The organism is Methylomonas sp. 2BW1-5-20, from assembly GCF_052474515.1.
In genome coordinates this window covers 714,374-739,457 of sequence record NZ_CP184127.1, presented here as the reverse complement: position 1 = coordinate 739,457, position 25,084 = coordinate 714,374, and the positions used below count along the sequence as shown (strand labels likewise).

Annotated in this window: 23 protein-coding genes and 2 tRNA genes; 4 read left to right on the top strand and 21 right to left on the bottom strand. The window is 52.3% G+C overall.

The window, feature by feature from the left end; translation table 11 throughout:
- Positions 1–62: 62 nt before the first annotated feature.
- From ACH50O_RS03365 to ACH50O_RS03305, 13 genes are all read right to left on the bottom strand, one after another.
- Positions 63–139 (bottom strand) — tRNA-Pro (locus tag ACH50O_RS03365).
- Positions 140–210: 71 nt separating this feature from the next.
- The gene (locus ACH50O_RS03360; protein ID WP_446810630.1) at positions 211–564 is read right to left on the bottom strand and encodes a MerR family transcriptional regulator; all 354 of its coding nucleotides are present in this window, start codon (positions 562–564) and stop codon (positions 211–213) included.
- The gene (ihfA, locus tag ACH50O_RS03355; protein WP_026146839.1) at positions 548–844 is read right to left on the bottom strand and encodes an integration host factor subunit alpha; all 297 of its coding nucleotides are present in this window, start codon (positions 842–844) and stop codon (positions 548–550) included. The genes ACH50O_RS03360 and ihfA overlap by 17 nt, the downstream gene beginning before the upstream one ends.
- Before the next feature lie 2 nt (positions 845–846).
- The gene (gene pheT / locus ACH50O_RS03350) at positions 847–3,222 is read right to left on the bottom strand and encodes a phenylalanine--tRNA ligase subunit beta (protein WP_446810629.1); all 2,376 of its coding nucleotides are present in this window, start codon (positions 3,220–3,222) and stop codon (positions 847–849) included.
- Positions 3,223–3,237: 15 nt separating this feature from the next.
- Complete coding sequence (gene pheS, locus ACH50O_RS03345; protein WP_446810628.1) at positions 3,238–4,257, bottom strand: phenylalanine--tRNA ligase subunit alpha; 1,020 nt, start codon at positions 4,255–4,257, stop codon at positions 3,238–3,240.
- A gap of 141 nt (positions 4,258–4,398) precedes the next feature.
- Positions 4,399–4,761, bottom strand: coding sequence for a 50S ribosomal protein L20 (gene rplT / locus ACH50O_RS03340; RefSeq protein ID WP_020481986.1), 363 nt, complete (start codon positions 4,759–4,761; stop codon positions 4,399–4,401).
- 29 nt (positions 4,762–4,790) lie between these two features.
- Positions 4,791–4,988 carry a 50S ribosomal protein L35 gene (gene rpmI / locus ACH50O_RS03335; protein WP_020481987.1) on the bottom strand — a complete coding sequence of 66 codons (198 nt, stop codon included), beginning with the start codon at positions 4,986–4,988 and terminating at the stop codon, positions 4,791–4,793.
- Between the two features lie 159 nt (positions 4,989–5,147).
- Complete coding sequence (gene infC, locus ACH50O_RS03330; RefSeq protein WP_026146840.1) at positions 5,148–5,633, bottom strand: translation initiation factor IF-3; 486 nt, start codon at positions 5,631–5,633, stop codon at positions 5,148–5,150.
- 61 nt (positions 5,634–5,694) lie between these two features.
- Positions 5,695–7,602: a threonine--tRNA ligase gene (thrS, locus tag ACH50O_RS03325; RefSeq protein WP_446810627.1), complete on the bottom strand. Its 1,908-nt coding sequence runs from the start codon at positions 7,600–7,602 to the stop codon at positions 5,695–5,697.
- A 48-nt stretch (positions 7,603–7,650) separates the two neighbouring features.
- Positions 7,651–7,727, bottom strand: a tRNA-Val gene (locus ACH50O_RS03320).
- Positions 7,728–7,811: 84 nt separating this feature from the next.
- On the bottom strand, positions 7,812–8,726 hold the full coding sequence (locus tag ACH50O_RS03315) for a hypothetical protein (protein ID WP_446810626.1): 915 nt from the start codon (positions 8,724–8,726) through the stop codon (positions 7,812–7,814).
- 252 nt (positions 8,727–8,978) lie between these two features.
- Positions 8,979–9,893 carry an oxygen-dependent coproporphyrinogen oxidase gene (gene hemF, locus ACH50O_RS03310; protein ID WP_446810625.1) on the bottom strand — a complete coding sequence of 305 codons (915 nt, stop codon included), beginning with the start codon at positions 9,891–9,893 and terminating at the stop codon, positions 8,979–8,981.
- A 113-nt stretch (positions 9,894–10,006) separates the two neighbouring features.
- Positions 10,007–10,882 carry a LysR family transcriptional regulator gene (locus ACH50O_RS03305; protein ID WP_446810624.1) on the bottom strand — a complete coding sequence of 292 codons (876 nt, stop codon included), beginning with the start codon at positions 10,880–10,882 and terminating at the stop codon, positions 10,007–10,009.
- A gap of 117 nt (positions 10,883–10,999) precedes the next feature.
- Here ACH50O_RS03305 and ACH50O_RS03300 point away from each other — a divergent pair, with 117 nt between their 5' ends.
- The 3 genes from ACH50O_RS03300 to ACH50O_RS03290 are packed head-to-tail and all read left to right on the top strand — an operon-like array spanning position 11,000 to position 12,877.
- Positions 11,000–11,326 (top strand): EthD family reductase, encoded by a 327-nt coding sequence (locus ACH50O_RS03300; RefSeq protein WP_026600967.1) that lies wholly within the window; start codon positions 11,000–11,002, stop codon positions 11,324–11,326.
- A gap of 44 nt (positions 11,327–11,370) precedes the next feature.
- The gene (locus ACH50O_RS03295; protein ID WP_446810623.1) at positions 11,371–11,958 is read left to right on the top strand and encodes a hypothetical protein; all 588 of its coding nucleotides are present in this window, start codon (positions 11,371–11,373) and stop codon (positions 11,956–11,958) included.
- 34 nt (positions 11,959–11,992) lie between these two features.
- Positions 11,993–12,877: an alpha/beta hydrolase family esterase gene (locus ACH50O_RS03290; RefSeq protein WP_446810622.1), complete on the top strand. Its 885-nt coding sequence runs from the start codon at positions 11,993–11,995 to the stop codon at positions 12,875–12,877.
- Between the two features lie 302 nt (positions 12,878–13,179).
- Here the strand turns inward: ACH50O_RS03290 and leuB are convergent, their stop codons facing one another.
- The 8 genes from leuB to ACH50O_RS03250 form a co-directional block, all read right to left on the bottom strand.
- Positions 13,180–14,286 carry a 3-isopropylmalate dehydrogenase gene (gene leuB / locus ACH50O_RS03285; protein ID WP_446810621.1) on the bottom strand — a complete coding sequence of 369 codons (1,107 nt, stop codon included), beginning with the start codon at positions 14,284–14,286 and terminating at the stop codon, positions 13,180–13,182.
- A 361-nt stretch (positions 14,287–14,647) separates the two neighbouring features.
- Positions 14,648–14,842 (bottom strand): hypothetical protein, encoded by a 195-nt coding sequence (locus ACH50O_RS03280; RefSeq protein WP_446810620.1) that lies wholly within the window; start codon positions 14,840–14,842, stop codon positions 14,648–14,650.
- A 15-nt stretch (positions 14,843–14,857) separates the two neighbouring features.
- Positions 14,858–15,205: a hypothetical protein gene (locus tag ACH50O_RS03275; protein ID WP_446810619.1), complete on the bottom strand. Its 348-nt coding sequence runs from the start codon at positions 15,203–15,205 to the stop codon at positions 14,858–14,860.
- Between the two features lie 189 nt (positions 15,206–15,394).
- Positions 15,395–16,099, bottom strand: coding sequence for a PA14 domain-containing protein (locus ACH50O_RS03270; protein ID WP_446810618.1), 705 nt, complete (start codon positions 16,097–16,099; stop codon positions 15,395–15,397).
- A gap of 343 nt (positions 16,100–16,442) precedes the next feature.
- On the bottom strand, positions 16,443–16,640 hold the full coding sequence (locus tag ACH50O_RS03265) for a BrnA antitoxin family protein (RefSeq protein ID WP_446810617.1): 198 nt from the start codon (positions 16,638–16,640) through the stop codon (positions 16,443–16,445).
- A gap of 16 nt (positions 16,641–16,656) precedes the next feature.
- Positions 16,657–16,950: a BrnT family toxin gene (locus ACH50O_RS03260; protein WP_446810616.1), complete on the bottom strand. Its 294-nt coding sequence runs from the start codon at positions 16,948–16,950 to the stop codon at positions 16,657–16,659.
- A gap of 110 nt (positions 16,951–17,060) precedes the next feature.
- Positions 17,061–17,879 (bottom strand): pseudouridine synthase, encoded by an 819-nt coding sequence (locus ACH50O_RS03255; protein WP_446810615.1) that lies wholly within the window; start codon positions 17,877–17,879, stop codon positions 17,061–17,063.
- On the bottom strand, positions 17,851–19,398 hold the full coding sequence (locus tag ACH50O_RS03250; RefSeq protein ID WP_446810614.1) for an alpha-isopropylmalate synthase regulatory domain-containing protein: 1,548 nt from the start codon (positions 19,396–19,398) through the stop codon (positions 17,851–17,853). The genes ACH50O_RS03255 and ACH50O_RS03250 overlap by 29 nt, the downstream gene beginning before the upstream one ends.
- Before the next feature lie 600 nt (positions 19,399–19,998).
- On the opposite strand from ACH50O_RS03250, the gene ACH50O_RS03245 reads away from it, so the two are divergent.
- Positions 19,999–25,080 carry a PAS domain S-box protein gene (locus tag ACH50O_RS03245; protein ID WP_446810613.1) on the top strand — a complete coding sequence of 1,694 codons (5,082 nt, stop codon included), beginning with the start codon at positions 19,999–20,001 and terminating at the stop codon, positions 25,078–25,080.
- The last annotated feature ends 4 nt before the right edge of the window (positions 25,081–25,084 follow it).

Here is a 25,084-nt window from a genome sequence, read left to right as displayed (position 1 = left end):
ACAATAAAAAACCCGCCAAGTCAGGTAACTTGCGGGTTATGGCGAATTCTTAACAATAAACTTGGTCGGGACGGCGGGATTCGAACCCACGACCCCTTGTCCCCCAGACAAGTGCGCTACCAGGCTGCGCTACGCCCCGATGTTTATTGCTTAAGTCTGCTTCCGCGTAAGAAAGCAAGCCGCGCATAATATCATATTATTCAAGAATGACTATTTCAGCAGCTCTAAAATATCTTCAAGCTCGCCTATCATTTGATGAATCAGCTGCTTGGTGCGCAAGCTATCTTCTTTGGCACCGCCGCTCGCCAAGTGAGCCCGAGCGCCGCCTATGGTATAGCCTTGCTCGTACAACAACGCGCGGATTTGTCTGATCAGCAACACATCGTGACGCTGGTAGTAGCGACGATTGCCTCGCCGTTTCACCGGGCTAAGTTCGGTAAACTCTTGCTCCCAATAACGCAATACATGGGGCTTTACGCCGCAAAGATCACTCACTTCACCTATCGTAAAATAACGTTTGGCTGGAATAACCGGCAGTTCGTTGTTATTACTGGGTTCCAGCATATGCTTCCACTCGAGCTTTCAATTTTTGCCCCGTTCTAAAAGTCACGACACGACGCGGCGTGATCGGAATCTCTTCACCGGTTTTTGGGTTTCTACCTGGACGACCACTTTTATCGCGCAACTCGAATTTGCCGAACCCGGAGATTTTTACTTGCTCCCCACTCTCCAGACTTTTTTTAATTTCGTCGAAAAACAACTCTACGATTTCTTTAGCTTCCCGCTTGTTTAAGCCGAGATCTTCAAATAATTTCTCTGCAATATCTGCTTTGGTTAATGCCACAATCACTCCCTCAATTTTGCATTCAGTTTAGCCGCTAAAGTGTCCAGCACTTTGCGAAATATAGCATCAATTTCGATGTCGGTAAGGGTTTGTGCAAAATCCTGCAAAACCAAGGCTAACGCGACACTCTTGTATCCCTCCGCAACACCTTGTCCCCGGTAAATATCAAAGATCGATATTTCTCGTATCGCCGTCTCATGGCACTCTTCAATAGCGCCGGTAATCGCAGCAACCGATACGCCGTCCTCAACCAACAACGCCATATCGCGGCGCACCGACGGGTATTTGGATAAAGCGCTAAATTTAGGCGCTTGGCGTTGCAATACGGCGTCTTGATCCAGTTCAAACAAGAACACCGGACTACCAAAACCTAACTGTTTTTCCAGCGTCGGATGCAGCATACCCAATAATCCTATCGCTTCGCCGCGTCGATTGTTAATTTGCGCGGTTTGGCCGGGATGCAATGCCGGGTGTTGAAAGGCGACGAAATCAACTCTAAGGCCGGTCAGACCGAATAAAGCTTCCACATCGGCTTTTATATCGAAAAAATCCAGCTTTCTGGTTTTTTCACCCCACTGTTCAGCGTTAACCGTACCTAAGGCTAGACCGGATAACATTTTTCGCTGCTGAATTTGCCCATCTTTATAGAAAAACCGTAGGCCGGTTTCGAACAAGCGCACCCGATTCTGTTGGCGATTTAGGTTATACAAGGCTGCGTTTAGCAAGCCGCACCATAGCGTAGTACGCATCACGGCTAACTCGGAAGATATCGGGTTCTGAATCCGGATAAATTCTTCGCCGGGAGCCACGGCATTTTGCATCGCTTCATCGACAAAGCTATAGGTAATCGCCTCCTGATAACCGCGATCAACCAGGCAATCCTGCAATCGTGCCAGCGGTAGCTGCGCCTCGGGCGCCTTACCAAGCTCGGTACGCATTAACAAGCTGCTGCTGGGCAAATTGTTATACCCGTAGATTCTGCCAATTTCTTCCAGCAAATCTTCTTCGATGGCAATATCAAAACGAAAGCCCGGAGGGGTAATTTCCCAACCGTTCTCGACTACCTGAACCTGCATACCCAAGCCTTCAAACAGCACATGTACTTCATCGTCGCCGAATTGAATCCCTAATACTTTGGCAATACGCTGGCTGCGCAATTTGACCGGCGCTCTAGCCGGTAGCGCAGTAGCGCTAATCGCTTCTTGAACCGGACCGGGACTGCCTCCTGCGATCTCCAAAATCAATTGCGTCGCGCGTTCGATAGCGCGGCGCTGCAAATTAAAGTCCACGCCACGTTCAAAGCGATGCGATGAATCGGTATGCAAGCCAAATTGACGCGCCTTGCCGGCGACATTGATTGGCGTAAAAAAAGCACATTCCAGGAAAATGTCGCGTGTTTCGCCGAATACCGCGCTGTCCTTACCACCCATCACGCCGGCCAAAGCTAAGGCTTGCTGCTGATCGGCAATGACCAAGGCGTCGCCATCCAGCTCTATAGTTTGGTCGTTCAACAAAGCCAAGGACTCGCCGACCCGACTATGTCTGACCACGATAGGTGCGCTCAGTTTATTGGCATCGAAGGCATGCAGCGGCTGCCCCAGTTCGATCAACACATAATTGGTGACATCGACAACCGGACTCAAACTTCTAATACCGCAACGACGCAGACGTTCTTGCATCCACAATGGCGTGACCGCCGTAGGATTGATATTTTTGATCAAACGCCCCAGATAAACAGGGCAAGCGTCAGCCGCTTCAACCTTAACTTCCAAGGTTTCTTGGTGCTGTGGCTCGATAGCGGCGAATGTCGGCACTTGGAAAGACAGATTGTTCAGCACCGCCACTTCCCTGGCAACCCCTTCGACGCTCAAGCAATCGGCGCGATTAGGGGTTAAGCCGAGCTCGATCACATTATCGTTTAGCGCCAAATAGTCGCGAATATCGACACCCACCGGCGCATCAACCGGCAATTCCATCAAACCTTCGGAACTTACCGCCAGGCCTAATTCTTTTTCAGAGCACAACATGCCGAACGACAATTCACCACGCAGCTTGGATTCTTTTATTTTGAAATCACCGGGCAATACCGCACCTATCAATGCTGCCGGAATTTTCAAACCGGGCCTGACATTACTGGCACCGCAAACGATTTGCAACGGTTCGGCTTGTCCAACGTTGACTTGGCAAACTCTGAGTTTATCGGCGTTAGGATGCTGAATGGTAGATAATACTTCACCGACCACTACACCTGAAAATTCAGCCGCAACTGGCGTCACAGCATCGACTTCCAGACCGGCCATGGTCAGTTGCGCGACTAATTCGGCGGTGGCGACAGGCGGATTGACCAGTTCTCTTAACCAGGCTTCACTGACTTGCATGATTGCTACCCACCGTTACCTAAACTGTTGTAAAAATTTCAGATCGTTATCGAAAAACATCCGTAAGTCGTTGATGCCATATTTCATCATCGCCAGACGTTCGACTCCGGTCCCAAAAGCAAAGCCCGAATAAACTTGGTTATCGATACCGACCGATTTGAATACTTCGGGGTGAATCATGCCGCAACCGCCGACCTCCAACCAGCCGGTCTGTTTGCAGACGCGACAACCTTTGCCGTCGCACATGACGCAGGACACATCGAATTCGGCGGAAGGCTCTGTGAATGGAAAATATGAAGGACGAAAGCGCACGTTGACCTCCTTTTCGAAGAAGGCGCGCAGAAACTCAAAAATGACGCCTTTCAGGTCGCCGAAGCTAACATCGGTATCGACCAAAAAACCTTCCACCTGATGGAACATAGGTGAGTGGGTCATGTCCGAGTCGCAACGGTACACCCGGCCCGGCGCGATAATTTTCAAGGGCGGCTTTTCGGATTCCATCACCCGAATTTGCACCGGCGACGTGTGAGTTCTCAATACGGTATGCGCATCGAAATAGAAGGTATCGTGCATCGCTCGCGCAGGATGATGCTCGGGAATATTCAAGGCGCCGAAGTTATGGTAATCGTCTTCAATTTCAGGACCTTCGACGATACTAAAGCCAGCGTCGGCAAAAATTTTAGAAATCCGGCGCAAGGTAATCGTGACGGGATGCAAACCGGACACGGTTTGGCCGCGCCCAGGCAAGGTAACGTCGATAGATTCTTTAGCCAGACGAGCAGCCAATTCATCACATTCCAAAGTCAACTTCCGCGTTTCTAACGCTTCTTGAAATTTGTTTTTGGCATCGTTGATAACTTGCCCGGCACTGCGCCGTTGCTCGGGGTCCAGACTACCCAGCTCTTTCATCTGCTGAGTAAATAAGCCTTTTTTGCCTAGATAATTGACTCTGACCTGATCCAGCTGACTAAGGTCTGCTGCCTGTGCAAGCTCATGTAATGCCTGCGTAACAATATCTTCGATACTAGCCGACACGACTCAGCTCACTTTTGTCTGCAATTGAGGGAGATTCCAAAACGATAGGTTCCCGCCAAACGAGATGCGGCGGAACACTCCCCGCCAAAAACGGGGAGTCGAGCAATTAAGCCGCTCTTGCGGAGCGGCTTAATATTTTCCTTACGGTTTGCTTTGGTTAGCTATAGCCACTTTCGCGATCGCGCCGAAAGCGTCGATGTCACGAACAGCCAAGTCGGCCAATACTTTGCGGTCGATCGCAACATTGGCTTTATTCAGACCGTTGATCAAACGGCTATAGGAGATACCGTACAAACGTGCGGCAGCGTTGATACGCACGATCCACAAGGCGCGGAATTGGCGTTTTTTCTGTTTACGGTCACGGTAAGCGTATTGACCGGCCTTGATGACCGCCTGCTTGGCGACGCGGTAAACCCGGCTACGGGCACCGTAGTAACCTTTTGCCAGTTTTAAAATCTTTTTGTGTCTTGCTCTAGCGGTGACGCCGCGTTTAACTCTAGCCATGTTCTACTCTCTTCAATATCAATGATAAATCAACTGTACGGCAGCATACGCGCAACCAATGGCGTATCCGACGGATGAAGAATGGCTGTTTTACGCAGTTGTCTTTTACGTTTGGTGGTTTTTTTGGTCAGGATATGACGCTTATGCGATTGTTTGCATTTAAAACCGCCGCTTCCGATTTTCTTGAAGCGCTTGCCGGCACCACTATGGCTTTTCATTTTTGGCATTTGTTTTCTCCAATGATTAAAAGTAAAGTCCCTGAGATAAAACCCAGTGAGGCAAAATGCTTGGCCCCATTGAATTTCCGGACACAAAAGTATCCGCTAGCCGATTCGTTCCTGAATCGCGTTGCCGTTTTAAAAAACGGCAAAAACCGTGTGATCGAATTATTTCTTTTTCTTGGGGCCCATTACCATGACCATTTGCCGGCCTTCCAATTTAGGAAATTGCTCGACTATGGCCATTTCTTCAAGATCGGTTTCGATACGTTTCAACAAGTCCATGCCCAACTCGCGATGAGTCAGCTCACGACCTTTAAAACGCACGGTGATCTTGGTTTTGTCGCCTTCGTTTAGAAATTTGATCAGGCTGCGCAGCTTGACCTGGTAATCGCCTTCTTCGGTACCGGGTCTAAACTTGATTTCCTTGATCTGGATTTGTTTTTGCTTTTTCTTGGCGGCTTGCAGTTTTTTGTTTAACTCAAACTGGTATTTGCCGAAGTCCATGACTTTGCAAACCGGAGGATCCGCATTCGGCGATATTTCGACCAGATCCATATTAGCATCGTAGGCGAGCTGTAACGCTTCGTTTATTGAAACAACCCCGACTTGTTCACCTTCAGCACCTACTACCCGAACCCGCCTGGCGGTAATTTCGGTATTTAAGCGCGTTGCATCTTTTTTAGAGCTGATACCCTAATCCTCCAAGTTGTTATTATTTTCGATCCGCAATCTGGTTTCTCAAGCGTTCGCCAAGTTCGCCAATTGACAGACTTCCTAGATCCTCGCCCTGCTGCGTGCGTACACTGACAGTCCGAGTTTCTAATTCCTTGTCGCCGATAATCAAAAGATACGGCACCCGCTGCATGGAATGCTCGCGGATTTTAAAGCCTATCTTCTCGTTTCTCAAGTCAATTTTGACTCTAAGACCTTGTTTTTCAAGTTCTCGCCGCACCTGCTCGGCATAATCGGCGTGGCGATCGGTGATATTTAACACCACCAACTGCACCGGCGCCAACCATAGCGGAAAAGTTCCGGCATATTGCTCGATCAAAATCCCGATGAAACGCTCCAAGGAACCCAGGATCGCCCGATGCAACATCACCGGCACATGCCTGGCGCTATCTTCGCCTATATACGAGGCATCCAATCTTTCCGGCATCGAGAAATCTACTTGTATAGTACCGCATTGCCAGACCCGACCTATACAATCTTTTAAGGAGAATTCAATTTTAGGTCCGTAAAAGGCACCCTCGCCCGGCTGCAGCTGCCAATACAGACCTTTATTATTCAACGCCAACTCCAGCGCGCTTTCCGCTTTATCCCATACAGCATCGTCGCCCACCCGATTTTCAGGGCGAGTGGACAGCTTGATAATCACTTCCTCAAAACCAAAATCCTTGTACACCTCGAACAACAGATCGATAAACGTAGAGACTTCGGATTGAATCTGATCTTCGGTACAAAAAATGTGGGCATCGTCCTGCACAAAGTTTCTGACCCGCATCAAACCGTGCAAAGTACCGGATGGCTCGTTGCGGTGGCAGGAGCCGAATTCGGCCAAGCGCACCGGCAAATCCCGGTAGCTTTTAATGCCTTGGTTGTAGATCTGGATATGACACGGGCAGTTCATCGGCTTAACCGCGTAATCGCGGCTTTCCGAATGCGTGGTGAACATCATTGCACTGAATTTATCCCAGTGACCTGACTTTTCCCACAAGGTGCGATCGACAATTTGCGGGGTTTTGACTTCGCCGTAACCATTCACGCGCAATTTCTCACGCACGTATTGCTCGATCTGCTGATAAATAGTCCAGCCTTTGTCGTGCCAAAACACCATACCCGGCGCTTCTTCCTGAGTATGAAACAGATCCAGCGCTTTACCTATCTTCCGGTGATCTCGTTTTTCGGCTTCTTCCAGACGATGCAGATAAGCAGCTAATTCCTTAGCGTCGCCCCAGGCAGTACCGTAAATGCGTTGCAGCATTTCGTTTTTGGAATCGCCACGCCAATAGGCGCCGGCAATTTTCATCAATTTAAAGGCTTTTAATTTGCCGGTGCTAGGCACATGCGGGCCGCGGCACAAATCAGTGAACTCGCCTTGTTGATATAAAGACAAATCTTCATTAGCGGGGATCGACGCAATAATATCGGCTTTGTATTTCTCGCCCAAACCTTCGAAAAACTTTACAGCCTCGTCGCGCGACAACAGTGAACGGCTAATGGCAATATCTTGCGCAGCCAACTCCGCCATTTTCTTTTCAATGGCTACCAAATCTTCGGGCGTAAAGGAGCGCTCGAAGGCAAAGTCGTAATAGAAACCGTTTTCTATGACCGGCCCTATCGTTACCAGTGCGGAGGGAAATAGTTGTTTGACGGCTTGCGCCAGCAAATGCGCTGTGGAGTGGCGGATTACGTCAACACCCTCCACATCCTTGGCAGTGACGATTTGCAAACTTGCATCGGAATCGATCAGCGTACTGGCATCAACCAATTTGCCATTGACCTTGCCGGCCAACGTCGCCTTAGCTAACCCCGTACCGATAGACAAGGCCACATCCATTACAGACACCGCTTGGTCGAATTGACGCTGAGAGCCGTCAGGCAAAGTTATTACAGGCATTTTCGATTCCACAATAAAAAAAGCACCGTCATGCGGTGCTTTATGTTTTGGTAGGCGCGAGTGGACTCGAACCACCGACCCCCACCATGTCAAGGTGGTGCTCTAACCAGCTGAGCTACGCGCCTAAAGTCTATCGTTCGAGCCGCGCATTATAACGACCTAAATCGCTTATGCAAGCTTTTTCTGCCGAAGCCGAACAAATGCCCTGCTCAAGCCGTCGCCGATACGATAGAACCCGTACCGCCAGATACCGGCGCACTACTCTCACCGTTGCCCGCCAATTTATTCAAGAACTCCAACAAAGTTGGCTTTTTGCCATTCGCGGTAATACCGAGCGCGCTCATCAGGCTATCAAAACTATCCCGTAAATCTTTGTATTTGCCGCTAAGGCTGCTGGCGCTGTCGCTCAAGGCTGTTATTAAGCTTTGTAGGTTATCGGTGAATCGACCGTAACCGTTTCGCCCTACCGCTTTTAGGCCAGAGCCGCCATCGTCGCTATAAGACGACGCTTGACGCAGATCGCCGCTATATTTCAAGGCCTGCCGCAAATCATGTAAAAAGCTATGCAAGGCTTGGCGCACATCGGCCGCGGTTGCGCTTGTCGCCGAGCTTGCAGCTGAAGTTGTCGCGGCGCTTGGAGTAGCGACGTTATTCTGGGCGCCGCTTGACGCCGTTTGCCCGGCTGGCGTTGCAACTGTCGGCGTCACCGCGGCAGATCCGCTTTGTTGCAGCGAAGATTGCGCAACATTAGAGCCGGCTCCCTCACTGTTACCGGACTGTTGCACGCCGCTTTGTTTCAACACTTGCCGCAAATCCTGCAAAAACGTCTGCAGTAATTGACCCAGGCTGGAAGAATTAGTTTGCCCGCCGTCAGCATTGTTATTATCACTGGCAGACGAATCGCTATTACCACCTGGAATACTTAATCCAAAACTTTGCAAGGCTTGCACGACGTTATGCATAAACGCACCACCCGAGTGATGATGACCATGCTTCTCCTCCCCTCTGCCATTCACGGCCGAGCGCTGCCGGTCGTCGTCGTTTTGTGTGCTGGCGGTGCTGGATATACTGATAGTGGTTTGCGAAACATACAGGGATGTTGTCAATGAATTAATCGTAGTCATAAGATTCACCTAGACGCTGACAGACAAAAAACAAAACGGCAATTAAGCAGATCTAAACATCACGGACGCAACACCCAAATTCCGCATCCTTCAAGACCGTTAACACCATACCGTTTGTTATAGCGGCAGAATTTCTGTGAACTTTAACTAATAATCGAAAAAAAGCCTCAAGCCCACTTGACTATCGACAAACTCACATCTTTTAAATTTAACACTCAACAGACCCGGCCGCGCACGAGCAAGTAAAAACAGCTAGATCCCCAACCAATCGCGCGGCTGCAAATAGGAATCGTAAAGCTCCGCTTCCGGACTCCCCTGCTCCGGCTGCCAGTTGTATTGCCAGTGCGCCACCGGCGGCATCGACATTAATATCGATTCAGTTCTGCCTCCGGATTGCAGACCAAACAAAGTCCCGCGGTCATACACTAAATTAAACTCGACATAACGGCCGCGGCGGTACAACTGAAAATTGCGCTCCCGCTCGCCGTAAACATGGTCTTTACGCTTCTGCACAATAGGCAAATAAGCGTCCAAATAGTGATTCCCGACACTCTGCATGAAGGCGAACGCTTGCGCAAAATCCGGCTCATTCAGATCGTCAAAAAACAATCCGCCGACGCCCCGAGTTTCGTTACGGTGCTTCAAAAAAAAATACTCGTCGCACCATTTTTTATAGCGCGGATACACATCGTCGCCAAACGGCTGACATGCCTGACGCGCCACTTGATGCCAATGCAACACATCTTCACGGAATGGATAAAACGGCGTCAAATCGAAGCCGCCGCCGAACCACCAAATAGACGGCTCGCCTTCTCTTTCGGCAATAAAAAACCTTACATTGGCATGCGATGTCGGCACGTAAGGATTGCGCGGATGCATCACCAAGGACACCCCCATCGCTTCGAATTGCCGATTAGCCAACTCAGGCCGCTTCGCTGTCGCCGACGGCGGCAAACTGGCGCCAAACACGTGCGAAAAATTCACCCCACCCTGCTCAAATACTTCGCCATTCGTCAATACCCGCGACCGCCCGCCACCACCTTCGGCACGGTCCCAAGCATCCTCGACGAATCGCGCCGCAGGCTCCAGTACCTCCAAGCCAATACAAATTCGGTCTTGTAAATTCAACAAATAATTTTTTACAGCGGAGATATCGACATCAATCATGGTAAAGCGCGGTCCTGTTAGAAATCTGGGTTCGCCCGGCTAAGCGGCGGCGGATTGCGCGCAAATTAACACAAATTGCTTAGCCAAGACGCAGATAAACTAATCGCCCCCCGTCAAAACCCAACTTTAAACTTTTCCAGCAACTGGCTTACTTCCTGATTTGTCGCCGCCGAATCCTGGTAAACCGCGAAAATCGTGCGCCGAATTTCCGGATCGGATAAATATCGGGTTTTGAGCTTATCGCCCCGCTTCGGCACACTGAATTCCGGCATCAACGCCACGCCTATCCCGGCCCGCACCATGCTCAATATCCATTCCTCGCTGTTGCTTCTATAAGCCGCATAGAGATTGATCTGCCGGCCCAGGCAAACGCCGCGCAAGGTTTCGCGTAATTCGCAGTTTAGGCGATCCAGATAAGGCTCGGATTGGATGGTCGCCAAATCAATGATCTCCAATTGATTGAAGCGATGCTTGTCGTTAAAAACCACCACATAACGCTCTTCGTACAGCTTTAAGGACTGTAAATGCGCCGGCAGCGGCGAGGTCGGCGCACTGACCACCAGATCCAGCCGCCCGTCATCCAATTGTTGCAACAGATTACCCTCGCTATCCACCACCAATTCCAATTCCACATGCGGCCGTTCTTGCTGGAAGTCGGCGAAGAACGGGCTCATATGCTGCGCGGCAATAGTAGCCATCACGCCTATGCGTAGCGGCACGGTGTTCAAGCGGCTGAAACGGACAGCCTCGGCCTTGATGGTTTGCGCCTCGCGAAAGATCTGCCTCAGGGTCGGCTCCACCAAACGCCCCAGCGATGTCAAACGACAGCCGCTGCGTTCGCGGCTGAATAACTCCCCGCCCATTTCGTCTTCCAGCTTTTTAATCGCTTGCGTCAACGACGGCTGCGCGACATAAGCCGATTGCGCGGCCCGCGTAAATGACCCCTTATCGCATACCGCCAGGAAATAGCGTATTTGTTGCATTTCCATATTTGGCTCTCTATTGAATAGGAAAAACCTATTGTTTCATAGAAAACCGGTATTTTACTAATTCGCTATTTAGGAGTCTCATAGCGTCTCCCCTTTACAAAAACATTCGAGAAACCTATGAAAGCAGCAAAATTAATTGTGATGTACCCCGTACCGACCGATCTGGAAACCTTCGAACGCCGCTACGCCGACGAACACGTGCCGATGGCCGTGGAAAAGTTGGCCGGCAAAACCCGCTTCGTCGCCTCCCTGATTAAATCCAATGCCGACCAAAGCGCCGCGCAGTTTCATCGTATCGCCGAAGTGTACTTCCCAACCCTAAGCGACTTGCAAGCCTGCCTAAGTTCGCCCGGCGGCCAGGAAACGGCGGCACATGCGGTCGAGATTTCCAGCGGCGGCGCACCGACGTTTCTGATTTCCGAAGTGGAAACCTTCGATTTCTAATTGCATTGACCAGCTTAAGTTAAACGCTTTGCAGGAGGAAACCGATGAACACCGGACATAACAGCTATAAAAGCCAAGGAGCAAAGATAGCCTTGATCTTGGCGCTGGCGTGCCTGCCGTTGGGCAATGCCCACGCTCATCGCGGCCCGGCCGAAGAGGTCGATAACTGCAATGCGCGAGTGGGCTTTGAACGCGTGCATCTTACGGCGTATACCCCGACATTATCCGGCAACCGGGAATACTGCAACATCATTCCCGGCGTCGGCCCCACCAAGCTAGTGTTCGATTACGAGGGTAAAAGCCTGCGCCATGTCAGCGTCGAATTCGAGATCACCAAAGAGCCGGATGGTACGCGGGTGTTTTATCGGGAACCACAAAAAATCAAAACCGGTACGGCGAACGTCTCGGTGGACTTTAGCCGTTATGGCGCCGGCAATTACTTGGCGCATATTGCTATCGTTGATCAGGATAAGCGCCTGGATACCCATATTCCGTTCTCAGTCGGTCTGGAATCGGTGCCGGGTAAAAACTATACGCCGCTGCTGATAACGATAGCCAGCCTGTCTTTGCTGGCTTACGGCTTGTTCCGGGCCGCGTTAAAGCTTACGCCCAAGCAAAATCCGGAAGCCTAAACCAAGCGTCGAACCCATCAAGGGAGCCATCAAAATGAATATTGCGCAGTTAAAGTCTTATCTTCTTGAAAGCAATCGTTGGCAAAAAGTCTTGTTCGGATTGCCGGTAATAGCGCTGGTCGGCATGCTTTGGCTGGATCATAGCGGCGTTCCGGTGGAACTAGGGCAAACCGTTTACCGACCGGATATGCCGCGTGGCGCTTGCCAGCCGGATCTATTGAGTGGCGATACCGGAGAAACATACGGAGAAGAAACCGAAAACGGCATAAATTACAACGTCCGCACCCCTAAGAATTATGATGCATCGATTGCCCATCCTTTATTACTGGTATTTTCAGCGGCGGGTGCGAATCGCGCCAAAACGGAGAAGATGACAGGATTCACCTTACCCGCAACCCGCTCCGGCTTTATCGTTGCTTATGCCGATCATCCCGAGCTTTCGCCGAGCACCACCGTGGAACTGGGTACGATCCCCCATTCGATGGCCAAAAAATGGTGTATCGATGAAAAACAGGTATATGTAACCGGTCATTCCGATGGCGGCACCTCGGCAATGGCTTTAGCGTTTATGACAGGCACCCGGCACGTTCCTACAGCAATCGCCCCCAGTGCCGCCGGCGTAACCTATGAGGACTTACGCGACCGCAAATGCCCGGAACCCTTGCCGGTGATGATCATGCACAGCAGCAAGGACCGGCTGTTTCCGGGTTACGGACAGCAAACGGCCGGCTGGTGGGCGGCCTGTAACAAATGCGAGCCGATTCCCGATACGATAGGCAATGGTTGCGTGGCCTATTCCGGTTGCGCCAATGGCGTAAAAACCGTGTACTGCGAAGGCGACAAACCGCATGCGCAATGGCCGGAACAGCGTAGCGATGCCATCATCGATTTTTTCTTGCATCACCATACCAGTATGTAACCGGCTGCTGCGGGACAATGAACTCTGCAAGCCTAAGCGTCAGCTGTTAAGCGAGGTAGCGACGATTTCCAAATTCTATTTCACAAGTAGTGTACTGAATGCCGCCAAGCCGGCGTATCGGCTGGCGTTTCCCTCCCACAAGCGCATTATCCATGCCGCCCTGATCGACACCGGAATCGTTGCGCGTGCTTTTAAAAAACGCACATAAGGCTGTCACGGACACGAAAACGTTAACGGGCATCTTAGCGGACGGACCGCGCTACGCCCGTTATCGTGTTCAGGTCTAAAGGCCAAAAGCCCGCTTATACCTTAGGCATCGCCAGCAGCTTCTCGACCACCTTATCGCCAAACTCGACAGTGCTGATCATGGTCACGCCACTGCCGGGTTTGGACAGATCGGCGGTGGAATAACCGTCGGCAAACACGCCCTGCATCGCCGCCCAGACGTTTTTCGCTTCCGCTTCCATATCAAAACTGTTTTCCAGCATCATCGCCACCGAACCTATCATCGAATAGGGGTTGGCGATGTTTTTGCCGGCAATATCCGGCGCCGAGCCGTGCGATGGCTCGTAATAGGCTTTATCCGGGCCGATGCAGGCTGAAGGCATCAAACCCAAGGAGCCCAAGATTCCGCCGCCCTGATCGCTGAGGATGTCGCCAAACATGTTTTCCATCACCATCACGTCGAACTGGGTGGGTTTCAGGCACAACGCGGTAGCGGCGGCATCGACCAGCATATTCACCACTTGTACGTCCGGATAGTCTTTCGCCACTTCTTCCATCACCTCATTCCACAACACGCTGGATTTCAGCACATTGCTTTTATGAATGTTATGCAGCAATTTGCGGCGTTTGCTGGCCAGTTTGAACGCTTGCTGCATGATTTGACGAATTTGCGACTCGTCGTATTCCAGGGTTTCGCGCACATAACGCAAACCGGCATCGTTGACGCCCATTTCTTTTTCGCCGAAATACAGGCCGCCAACCAATTCGCGGACGATCACCAAATCGATGCCATCACCGATCACTTCCGCTTTTAACGGCGAAAAATGTGCCAGCGATTTTGGCAAGGACACCGGACGGAAGTTGGCGTAGGTGTTGTAACGGCGACGTAACGGCAGCAAAGCGCCGCGCTCGGGTTGCTCGTCGATAGGAATGCGTTTGGAGTCTTCGTGGCTCAAGCCGATCGGGCCTTTCAGGATCGCATCGGCCTCATCGCAGATGGCTTTGGTTTGATGCGGAAACGCCGAGCCGGATTCGAAATATGCACAGGCGCCGAAGGCAGCCGGCAACAATTCGAAGCTTACGTCGTTACGTTCTTCGATCACTTTCAGAACCTTGACGGCTTCTGCGGTAATTTCAGGGCCGATGCCGTCGCCGGCCAATATTGCGATTTTGTAGTTTTTCATGGGATGGTGATAGCTGAGTGGTTAAAGCGATAAATCGGGAATGTATGATCGATAAATAAACTGCGGATTTTATCAGATTGGTTGCGATGCTTCCCCCGAAAAACGGTTTGCTAGATAAACGCTGGCTAAACCCGAACGGAACTGGATTTATAGACGTTTTAATTGATTCACCTGGAAGCCAAATCGTTTCGGGCGGCTTGAGCAACCCGCCCATGCCGGGAAACCGAGCAATTTTCTCCAACGTTCGAGCGCAGAGCTGCAACGTTTTCGAAATTTTCCGGAATAGCCGAGTTCCTCGCTCCAACGATCAAGAAAATTTCTGCATCGCTCTAACGCCAAGCTCGAATGATCGAGAAATTTTCTAAAATGCTGCGGCTCCCAACCAAAACGTCCGAACGTCGATCTTCATCAACCCCACCAAACCCTCATAGTTCGCGGCGCTAGAATAGCGCCAACGCCGCGGCAAATTCACGTAACAGTGTTTAACCGGGTTGGCGTGGATGTAGTCCAGTTTTTCCCGCATCATCGCTTCGTTCAAAATCAATTCAGCATGCACACCTTCTTGCCAGAACTAATATCCGCGATCCTGTTTGTGCGCCGCTTTGGCAAAGCGCTGCCGTTGGAGCAGGCGCTCCACTTTCCGCTGCCGCAAATGATCGATGATCCGGCGCGCGGTATAGGCTTTGAAGCTGGCGACGCATTTGTCCAGTTCCGGGGCCTGGGCAATGAAGTGCAGATGATTTTCCAGGATCATGTAGCCGTAAAGTTTCAAGCCAGCCTGTTGGCGTTGGTATGGCCAACTGTCCATGGGGATTTGCACGGTTTCCGGGCGCGTGAAAACTGCCAGGCCTTCCACTACCGTGCTGATCATGAAATGGGGTTTGTCGGCTTCGGTGATGACATAGCGGCTTCTGCCCATGTTTGCCTTGTTTCAGCAGGACACCTGAGCGTCCAAGGCTGCATTACCACGCGCAGCGTGGGAACGATAAAAACGCAAGACGATGGCGAGGCACAACGGTCGCGGGCGCTGCGCCTCTTCGCATTTTGCTAACAACAGCCGTTGTGCGTGGGCATTATCGCATCGCTCCTAGCAAAACGGCTATTGCCATCAGGCACTCTTACGCTGGGTTCGCGAATAGGCGCCGATACCGCTCAAAGCCGAAAAAAACAACCATGCCGCGCCTGGAATCGGTACCGCAGAGGTATACAGCTGGCTGGTGGTGAGGCTGTTACCATTTTGCAATACCGTCAGTCCCGTGACGCCGCCGTCTTCAAACGCCAATACCTTAAAGGCGTAAAGACCGCTGTTGGTGAATTCGACATTAGCGGAGCCACCACTAAGACTGTGGTCGCCATCGGCATCGATCACGGTGGTGCCGCCGATCTGCAGTCTCGCACCGTCGTCTGACGCAACGCTGAATTGATAAGTCCCAGGGGCAACGATCGCTAAGTAACCGTTTAAAACCAGCCCGTGGTTCGACAAATTGTTAATGCTATTGGGCGATAGGCTGACCGCGTTCCCGCCTAGATATTGCGCCAGCGTCGAGTCATCGCCAATTGTCGTGCTGCAGGCGGGAAAACAGGCTGAAGTCGCGGTAAACGTAGCGGTTGGACCGCTCAACTGGCCGATTAGCGTTTCGGTGTTCGCCAGAGTTCCCGGCCATGAATTAAAGGCATAGTAACTACCGCTCAAACCGCTACCGGAAACGCCGGGCAGTGCAATCGAGCTAGTTAAAACCACGTCGGCGCGTGCCGAACTAATACCCACCAGTAAACCAAGGGGCAAACAAAGACAAACAAACGGCATTTTCATAATTTTTCTCCCAAGACTTAAGAGGACGATACCAGCGCGTTAACCGCCATAACCGGTTATCGCGCCGGCCAGCCAATTTCTGCCGCAAATAAAGTGGTTATTCAGCATCCTACCGAAAGGTGTCGCTTCCATCAAACCGGGTTGGCCATTTCCAGGGCTTTTTGGTACAAGGTGTCGTCAATGGTTACAGTGGTTCTCATAGCGTTTTCTCGGCATCAATTCTGATGATGTACTGTATCAAAAATCAGCTAATGAGGCCCGATAAGCGGTATTTCATCGTTTTCACGCTCCGCTGGGGAACGATAATAAAAACAGATTTATTTGGTGGCGCATTTACAACCGCCTAATTTTGCGATTGCCAGGAAATATCGATTTTTCGGTGGCTGGCAACGCAGTCACGAAGATACAGATTAATCAGGCTTTGGTACGGCACGCCGGATTCCTCGGCCATTTGTTTGAAATATTCAATGACATCCTCGCCCAGCCGCATGGTGACCGACTTTTTGAGCTTGGCCGCATACGGGTTTTTGCGTGATTTCATTTTTGATAAATCGTATTCAGCTTTCATGGCGTGGCCCCTGATAAAAGGTTGACTCGTTTTTGGTGGCTTTTCTGGCCGAGATAATGCGAATGGTATTGCCCTGATCGCGCTCGCAATGACACACAAGTAACAAGCGGGCCTTGTCGCTGAAGCCCAGCATCAGAAAACGGTCTTCCGCATTAGCATGTTCGTCATCAAAAAACTGCACGGCAAATTCGTCGTAAAACACCGATTGCGCTTCTTCGAAGCCTATTCCGTGCTTGTCATGGTTTATAACGGCTTTTGCCGGGTCCCATTCGAATTTAATCATCCATACATTGTATTGCCGCCTATAGTGCGTAGCAAGCTAGCAACTCGAAGGTGGTCACGATTAAAGTGCCCATGCGGAACTTGAAACTCAATGCTGGGCAAATTTACCCCCTACGTTGAAAATATCGCCAACACCTGCAAAAAACTATCTTCCAGCGCTGCCTGCAAATGCAGCGCCTCGCCGGTTACCGGATGCGGAAAAACCATCTCGGTCGCGGCCAACATTAATCGCCCTTGGCCGAAGCGCTCGGCAAAGTAGCGGTTATGGCGGCCCCGGCCATGGTTGGCGTCGCCGATGATGGGGTGGCTGATGTGTTTCATGTGCCGGCGCAGTTGGTGTTTGCGGCCGGTTTCCGGGTAAAGCTCGACCAGGCTGTAGCGGCTGGTCGGGTGGCCTTCGATGGCGACCGTGATTTCGGTAATCGTCAGGCGCCGATAGCGGGTACGGGCTGCGCGTTCCGGTTGCGGCTCGCTTTTTAGGCGCCGGTCTTCCGGTTCGTCTGTTAGCGGATGGTCAATCAGTCCTTGTTCCGGCGTCCAGCCGCGCACTACAGCCTGATAGGTCTTGTGCACGTCGCCGGCCATCAGCGCTTTGCCTAGCCTACTGGCGGTTTGCGGGTCTCGGGCAAACAGCAGCAGACCGGACGTCGGGCGATCCAGGCGATGCACCGGATAGACATGTTCGCCATCGTTTAGCGCCCTAGCGTATTGCAGGGCAAATTCGGTTTCGTGTTTATCGATGGGGCTGCGGTGCACCAGCAAGCCGGCGGGTTTGTGAACCGCCAGCAGCCACTGGTCACGGTAAATCTCGGTGAGCGGATTTTCCTTGGACAATGGCTGGATTGAAGGGATTGAATGGCATTTACTTTCGGCTTGGCTGGCTACCGTTCGGGCGGTTCGTCTAAGCTTGCGGGCTGTTGGCCATTTCATGCAGCTGGATGTTGATCAATTTGATGGTCGCCAAAATCCCGGCAAACACCTGGTTGACATGCACGCCCCGGGTTTTACGCAGTTCATTGCCGCAATCCCAGGTAATCACGCATTCGGTCAGCGCGCTGGTGTGGCCACCCTTGGGAATGCGGATTTCGTAATCGGCCAGGGTTGGTAAGGTGTAATCGTAATGTTGCAGCACCTTGCCGATGGCATCGATGAAGGCATCGAAGCCGCCGCTGCCGGCGCCAGTGGTTTGATGTTTCTCGCCTTTTACATCGACGCGAATGCTGACCGTAGACGGCAAATCCAATCCGCTATTAATCGAGCAAGCCAGCAATTTGATGTGCTGATAACTCTTGCTTTCCAGCACGTCGGCGATAATGAACGGCAGATCGTCGGTGGTGATGGTTTGTTTGGAGTCACCAATACTGACGATGCGTGCCAGGACTTTTTTCTGGTCTTCTTCCGACAGATCCAGCTCCAGTTGTTCCAGATTTTTCTTCAACGACGCCTTGCCGCTCATTTTGCCCAAAGCGTAACTGCGAATCCGCGAGAAGCGCTCCGGCCCCAGTTTGGTTTTATACAAACCGCCTTTCTGGTCGCCGTCGGCGTGGATGCCGGCAGTTTGGGTGAACACGTCGGCACCAACGATGGGCGCGTTGGCGGCAACGCGCTTGCCGGAAAAGTTTTCCACCATCTCGCTGATGCGCACCAAATGGCTTTCGTCCACGGATAACTCCATCGCCATTTTATCGCGCAGCACCACCGCCACTTCGGCGATGGAAGCGTTGCCGGCGCGCTCGCCCAGGCAGTTGACGGTGCAATGCACCGCGCTAACGCCGGCCCGCACCGCCGCCATCACATTGGCGGTCGCCAAGCCGTAATCGTTGTGCGGATGGAAATCAAATTGCAGCGCCGGGTAGCGCTGACACATATCGCTAAAGCTGGCGAATACTTCGTCCGGCGCCATCACGCCCAAGGTATCCGGCAGCATGAAGTGGCTGATCGGGGCGTGTTGCAAGCGTTCCATCAGACCGTAAACATAATCGCGGCTATCTTTGTAGCCGTTCGACCAGTCTTCCAGATAAACATTGACCTTCAAACCCTGTTCGTGCGCGTAGTCTATGGTTTGCAGGACATCGGCGCTATGTTGTTCCAGGGTTTTGCCGAGTTGTTCGCGGCAATGTTTCTCGCTGCCCTTGGCCAGTAAGTTAATCACCTTGCCGCCGGTGGATTTGATCCAGTCCACGCTACGGGTATGATCGACAAAACCCAGCACTTCCACACGCTCGGCAAAGCCTTCTTGTTGTGCCCATTGATTGATCAGGCTGACGGCTTCCTTCTCGCCTTCCGAAACCCGCGCCGACGCCACTTCGATGCGGTCAACGCGCAAAAACTGCAACAAAGCCTTGGCAATGCTGACTTTCTCCATCGGCGTAAACGCCACGCCCTGGGTTTGCTCGCCGTCGCGGAGCGTGGTGTCCATTAACTGGATGTGTCTCAAATTGGTAGACATGAATGTTGACTGTATTTTTATGGTAGCTTTGCGAGACTGCCCCTCAAAGGCAGCCGTCTATTTACAATAACGATTATGGTTCCGGCAAAGCCAAACCCAGCATTTTGAACCGTTATATTTCCAAACCCCGAGATCGCTTTCCAATCGACTTCCGGATGCTGCGCAATTAGTTAATGAATTGGTTTTCCCGGCAAATGCCCCGGTATTGTCAAAACTCGGCGTCAAGTTTCAAGCTTACAGCACGGCTTTACAGTAAGCGCAGACGTGTTGCGGAATCGATTGCAATACGCGTAACGCGCCATTTTCCCTTAAAAGACAATAAATTTGCAATTTGCCTGTCATTTCCCAGCGCACCGGTGGCACAGTTTCGCGCCTGTTTACCTCTCCATTCCGCGGTTTACCGGATTTAACTCGGTCCAAAGTTATTAGCAAGTTTGCATATCCCGCGAGCTAACATACTATTAGCCGGACCGGCCGGCCGTTAGAGCCATGCCAAGTTCGCTACGGATGACACCCTGGCCGGCACTTGCAACACATATAAACCTAAGACAAATTCGTATTCCAGCAGGCAATCGCTATACTCAGCAAAAAGGAGGTTCTATGCCTAGTAATACAGCACCGGCGTGGCTGGCATGGCTTGCCGTTGCCGGGCTTTATGCGCTGACGGCCAGATTGGCATTGCTGTATTTCGCGCCCGAAGGGGGAGCCAGTGTGTTCTTTATTGCCAGCGGGCTGGCATTGTCGGCCATTTTGCTGGGCGGGCGTCATTACGTCTGGGTGATTCTGTTGGGCGCATTGACGGTTAACCTGTTGCAAGGCAGACCCTTGTTAAGCGCGGCGGCAATATCAATCGGCAGCACCCTTGGTGCCTGGTTGGGAGCTTGGCTGCTACGCCGCGTTTCAGACTTTGATAATACTCTGCGCACCCTGCGCGACTACCTGTTGTTGATCATCTTGGGCGGGGTGGTAGCCTGCTCGCTTACGGCCGCGATAGGTACTTTAACCTTGCTGCTTACCGGCTCTATCGCGGAAACCAGCTTGTGGTCCGCCCTGCTCTATTGGTGGATGGGCGACACGCTGGGCGTAATTTTGGTCGCGCCGTTGATTTTGGTTTGGGCAAACACGGCCTGCCGTTTACGCAATACCAAACAATACGGAGAAGCGCTGGCGATTATCGTGCTGAATATTTTTGCGGGTCAGCTGGTTTTTCTGGACTGGTTTCACGACAGCATTGGCAGCTTCGCGAAGAGCTACTGGATATTTTTGTTCGTTAGCTGGGCGGCCGTCCGTCTCGGCAAGCGAGCGACCACGTTAATTTTAGTCGTCACAGCCACGCAGGCCATGTTCGGTCTGGTACAGCAACGTTCCGGCCTTTTCGATCCCAGCCTGGGCGACAATCACGAAATTAACTATTGGTTTTTCATGGTGGCCTTATCGGTGGTGGGTATGGCGTTGGCTTGTCACTTTGCCGAACGGCAGCAGGCGCTGGACACCTTAGCCGAAAAAGAAGACTTGTTGCGTACCCTGTTAAAGGCCATGCCGGACAAAATATGGCTGAAAGATCCGGACGGCGTTTATCTGTTGTGCAACCCCAGTTTCGAACCGGTATTCGGCAACCGGGAACAGCAAATTGTCGGCAAAACCGATTTCGATTTCATCGGCGAAACCCGAGCCCAGGCCTACCGCAAACAAGACGCTAAGGTCATAGCCGACGACAAACCGGTGAGTATGCGAAGCTGGGTGACCCATGCCGACGGCAAACACACCGCACTCTACGAAACCATCAAAACCCCGGTCAAAACCCAGGACGGCAAATTGATCGGCGTGTTGGGCGTAGCCCGAGACATCACCCAACTGCACGAAACCCAGATCGCCTTGAGCGAACGCATCAAAGAGCAACAATGTCTGTACGCGGTGTTTCGTGCCACCGAGGACATACAAAAACCATTGCCCGAGGTGCTGCAAACCGTGGTGGAATTATTACCGGGCGGCTGGTTTTATCCGGAAACCACCGCCGCGCGCATCGAATGGCAAGGCCGGATCTACTGCACCGCGAACTTCCGCAATCCCGTCGATGTATTGACCGCCGCGATTCAAGTCGAAACCGACAGCGGCAGCGTCGCGGTCGGCTATCTGCAGACCCGCACGGCCCGGCAGGAAGGCCAGTTTTTGCGCGAAGAACGCATCCTGCTCGATGCCGTCGCGGAACGGCTCTGCAGCTATATAGGCCGCCGTTTGACCGAAGAAAAAGCCGGAAACCGCGAGCGCATATTCAGCTCCATCGTCTCGCAAGCCACCGACGCCATCACCCTGATCGACGCGGAAAGTTACGAATTCATAGAATTCAACGATGCCGCCTGCCAAAGCTTGGGTTACAGCCGCGAAGAATTCGCCAATCTGCGCCTGACCGATATTCAGGGAGAATTCGACCCCGCCACGATAGCCAGCATGACTGCAAGCTTTATGCAAGCCGGCACCGCGCAATTCGACACCTTACGCAAGCACAAAAACGGCTCCTTGCGTAACGTCCATGTCAGCCTACAAGTGATCGAGATCAGGGGCCGCAAGCACCTATCGCTGATCTGGTCAGACATCACCGAACGTAAACAGATAGAGCAGCAATTTCGGCATTTGTTCGCGCATAACCCGGCGCCGATGTTGATCTACGAACGCCGCACCCTGGCCTTGGTTGCGGTGAACGATGCATTTACCGCCTTGTACGGTTACAACCAGGACGAAGCGTTGCGCTTGCAATTAACCGATCTTTACCCGGAAACGCAAAAACAAGCAATCGCCGATTTAATCCCCAGCCTGCAAGGCTATGCTAATTCCGGCGAATGGCAACATATCCGCAAGGACGGGTCGGTAATAACCATTATTTCCCGATCCCACGACATCCATTTTTCCGAACGCAGCTGCCGAGTAGCGGTGATAACGGACATCACCGAACTGAAACAGGCGGAAGCGGAACTGCGCAAACTCTGGCTCGCCGTGGAGCAAAGTCCCAATAGTATCGTCATCACCAACCTGAATGCCGAGATTGAATACGTCAACCAACATTTCAGTGCCGTCACCGGCTACAGCCGCGAGGAAGCGATCAGCAAAAATCCGCGGATTCTGCAATCCGGCCACACCAGCCAACTCACTTACGACCAGATGTGGCAAGCCCTGAACCGGGGTGAAAGCTGGTCCGGCGAATTGATCAACCGCCGCAAGGACGATAGCGAATATATCGAGTGGGCGCAGATTACGCCGGTTCGGCAGCCGGATGGCGCGATCACCCATTACTTGGCCATCAAAGAAGATATCACCGAGAAAAAGCGGGTGGAAACCGAATTGGACTCGTATCGACACCATCTGGAAGATCTGGTGACGGCACGCACCCAGGAGCTGGAACAGGCCCGCTTGGATGCGGAAGCCGCCACCTTGGCCAAGAGCCAGTTTTTGGCCAATATGAGCCATGAAATCCGTACTCCGATGAATGCGATTTTAGGCATGCTGTATCTGGCCTTGAAGCAGGATTTACCCTCGACTTTACACAACCATCTGACTAAAGCCCAAAGTGCGGCGCACTCGCTATTGGGCATCATCAACGACATCCTGGATTTCTCCAAAATCGAGGCCGGCAAACTGGAATTCGAAGCCGCCGAATTTGCCCTGGATAGAGTCATCGAGCAGCTCACCGATGCGATAGGTATGCAAGCCGAGCAAAAAGGCGTGGAGTTTTTGATCCGCTACGATGTGAACATCCCCGCCACTCTGCTCGGCGATCCGCTGCGTTTAAAACAAATCTTGCTGAATCTATGCGGCAACGCCATCAAATTCACCGAGCGCGGCGAAGTGGAATTGGCATTCAGGATGCTCAGCAACAAGGACGGCGCGGTTAGCTTGCAAATCTCGGTACGCGATACCGGCATCGGTATGGATAGTGAGCTGCAAAACCGTTTATTCCAGAAATTTACCCAGGCGGATCAGTCCACGACACGAAAATTCGGCGGCACCGGTCTGGGTTTGGCTATCAGCAAGCATCTGGTGGAATTGATGGGCGGACGCATCTGGATAGAAGACTCGCAACCGGGTCATGGCACCACCATTTGTTGCACGGTGCAGTTACGAGTCGCCCAACAAGCCGAAGCCCGCCGCCGCGAACTGTTTGCTCAGACCGGACCGTTATTGAAAGGCATCCGCCTGCTGGTGGTTGACGACAACGAGGTCTCGCGGGAAATTCTGGCGGAGATGTTGCGTTTCTTTCATTTGGAGGTCGATAGCGCCGGTGATGGCGCCAGCGCGATTCGCTTGCTGGAAAGCGCCGGCGAACAACCGTTCGATCTGGTATTGATGGATTGGCGCATGCCCGGCATGAATGGCGACGAAGCGACGCGGCGCATACACGTCAATCCCAATATTACTCGGCAACCCAAAATTGTTATGGTGACGGCTTACGGCCGCGAAGATGTCATGTTGCTGGCACATCAGGCCGGCGTGGACGGCTTTCTAATAAAACCGGTTTCGCCTTCGTCGCTTCTGGACAGTATTCTATTGGCATTGGGACGCGGCAGCGTACTGAGCAGAGCCGAACTGCCACACAGCAAACCGCTGCATCCGCCCAACTTCATCGGCCGCCACATATTGCTGGTCGAAGATAACGCCATCAACCGCGAGTTTGCGATCGAACTGCTGCGCAGTATGAATATCCAGGCTGACGAAGCCGTGGATGGCGAGGAAGCCTTGGCTATGGTGCAACAGCAGCAATACGACTGCGTCTTAATGGACATCCAGATGCCGGTGATGGACGGTCTGGAAGCGACGCGTCGTATTCGCGCACTGGCCGGACAACCGGGCGGTGAACGCTTTGCCAGCTTGCCTATTATTGCGATGACCGCGCTGGCAATGGCTCGGGATGCCGAAGAGAGTCAGGCTGCGGGCATGAATGACCATGTCACGAAACCGGTGGAACCGGAACGTTTGTTTTCCTGTTTATCGAAATGGCTACCGGCCGCCGCGACCAACGCTTTTTCCGAAAAGGCGACGAGTCATTCCGCGCCGATGCCGGCGCAAAGCGCTTACTCGGCCGATATATTGAGTCTGCACAGTCTGCAAGTGATCGAAGGCATTCGCCGCATCGGCGGCAAGGAAATCGCCTACCGTAAACAGCTAAAGCGTTTTCGCGAGCACTACGCCAACGCGATCGACCAATTACAGCGCTTGTTACAGGCCGACAATCTGGTACAGGCGGAAAATTATTGCCATTCTTTAAAAGGCGTGGCCGGCAACATCGGTGCAAATACGCTATACCTAGCCATCGCCGCCGTCGATACCCTACTCAAACAAAAGGAACTACCGGCCGCGGAACAGATCCGGGACTTGCAGGATTTATTGCAGCAGGTGATGACAGACATCGATAGTTTATCGCCACCGCCCGCGCCAACCGCCACCGTCGCCGAACGGCTATCGCCCGAGGCCGTCACGGCGAAAATAGCGCAGTTAACCACCGCATTGGAAAGCGATTTGGGCGCGGCCGACGCCTTACTCACCGACCTGCGCCAGGGCACGGCGGATAGCAACCTGGAAGCGGATATCGCCGTGATCGCCGCCGAAATCGATGCATTTAACATAGATCAAGCGTTGGCCCTTTTAGCCGCGTTACAACAGCGCATCACCGCCAGCACCTCTTTTAATTAGTACT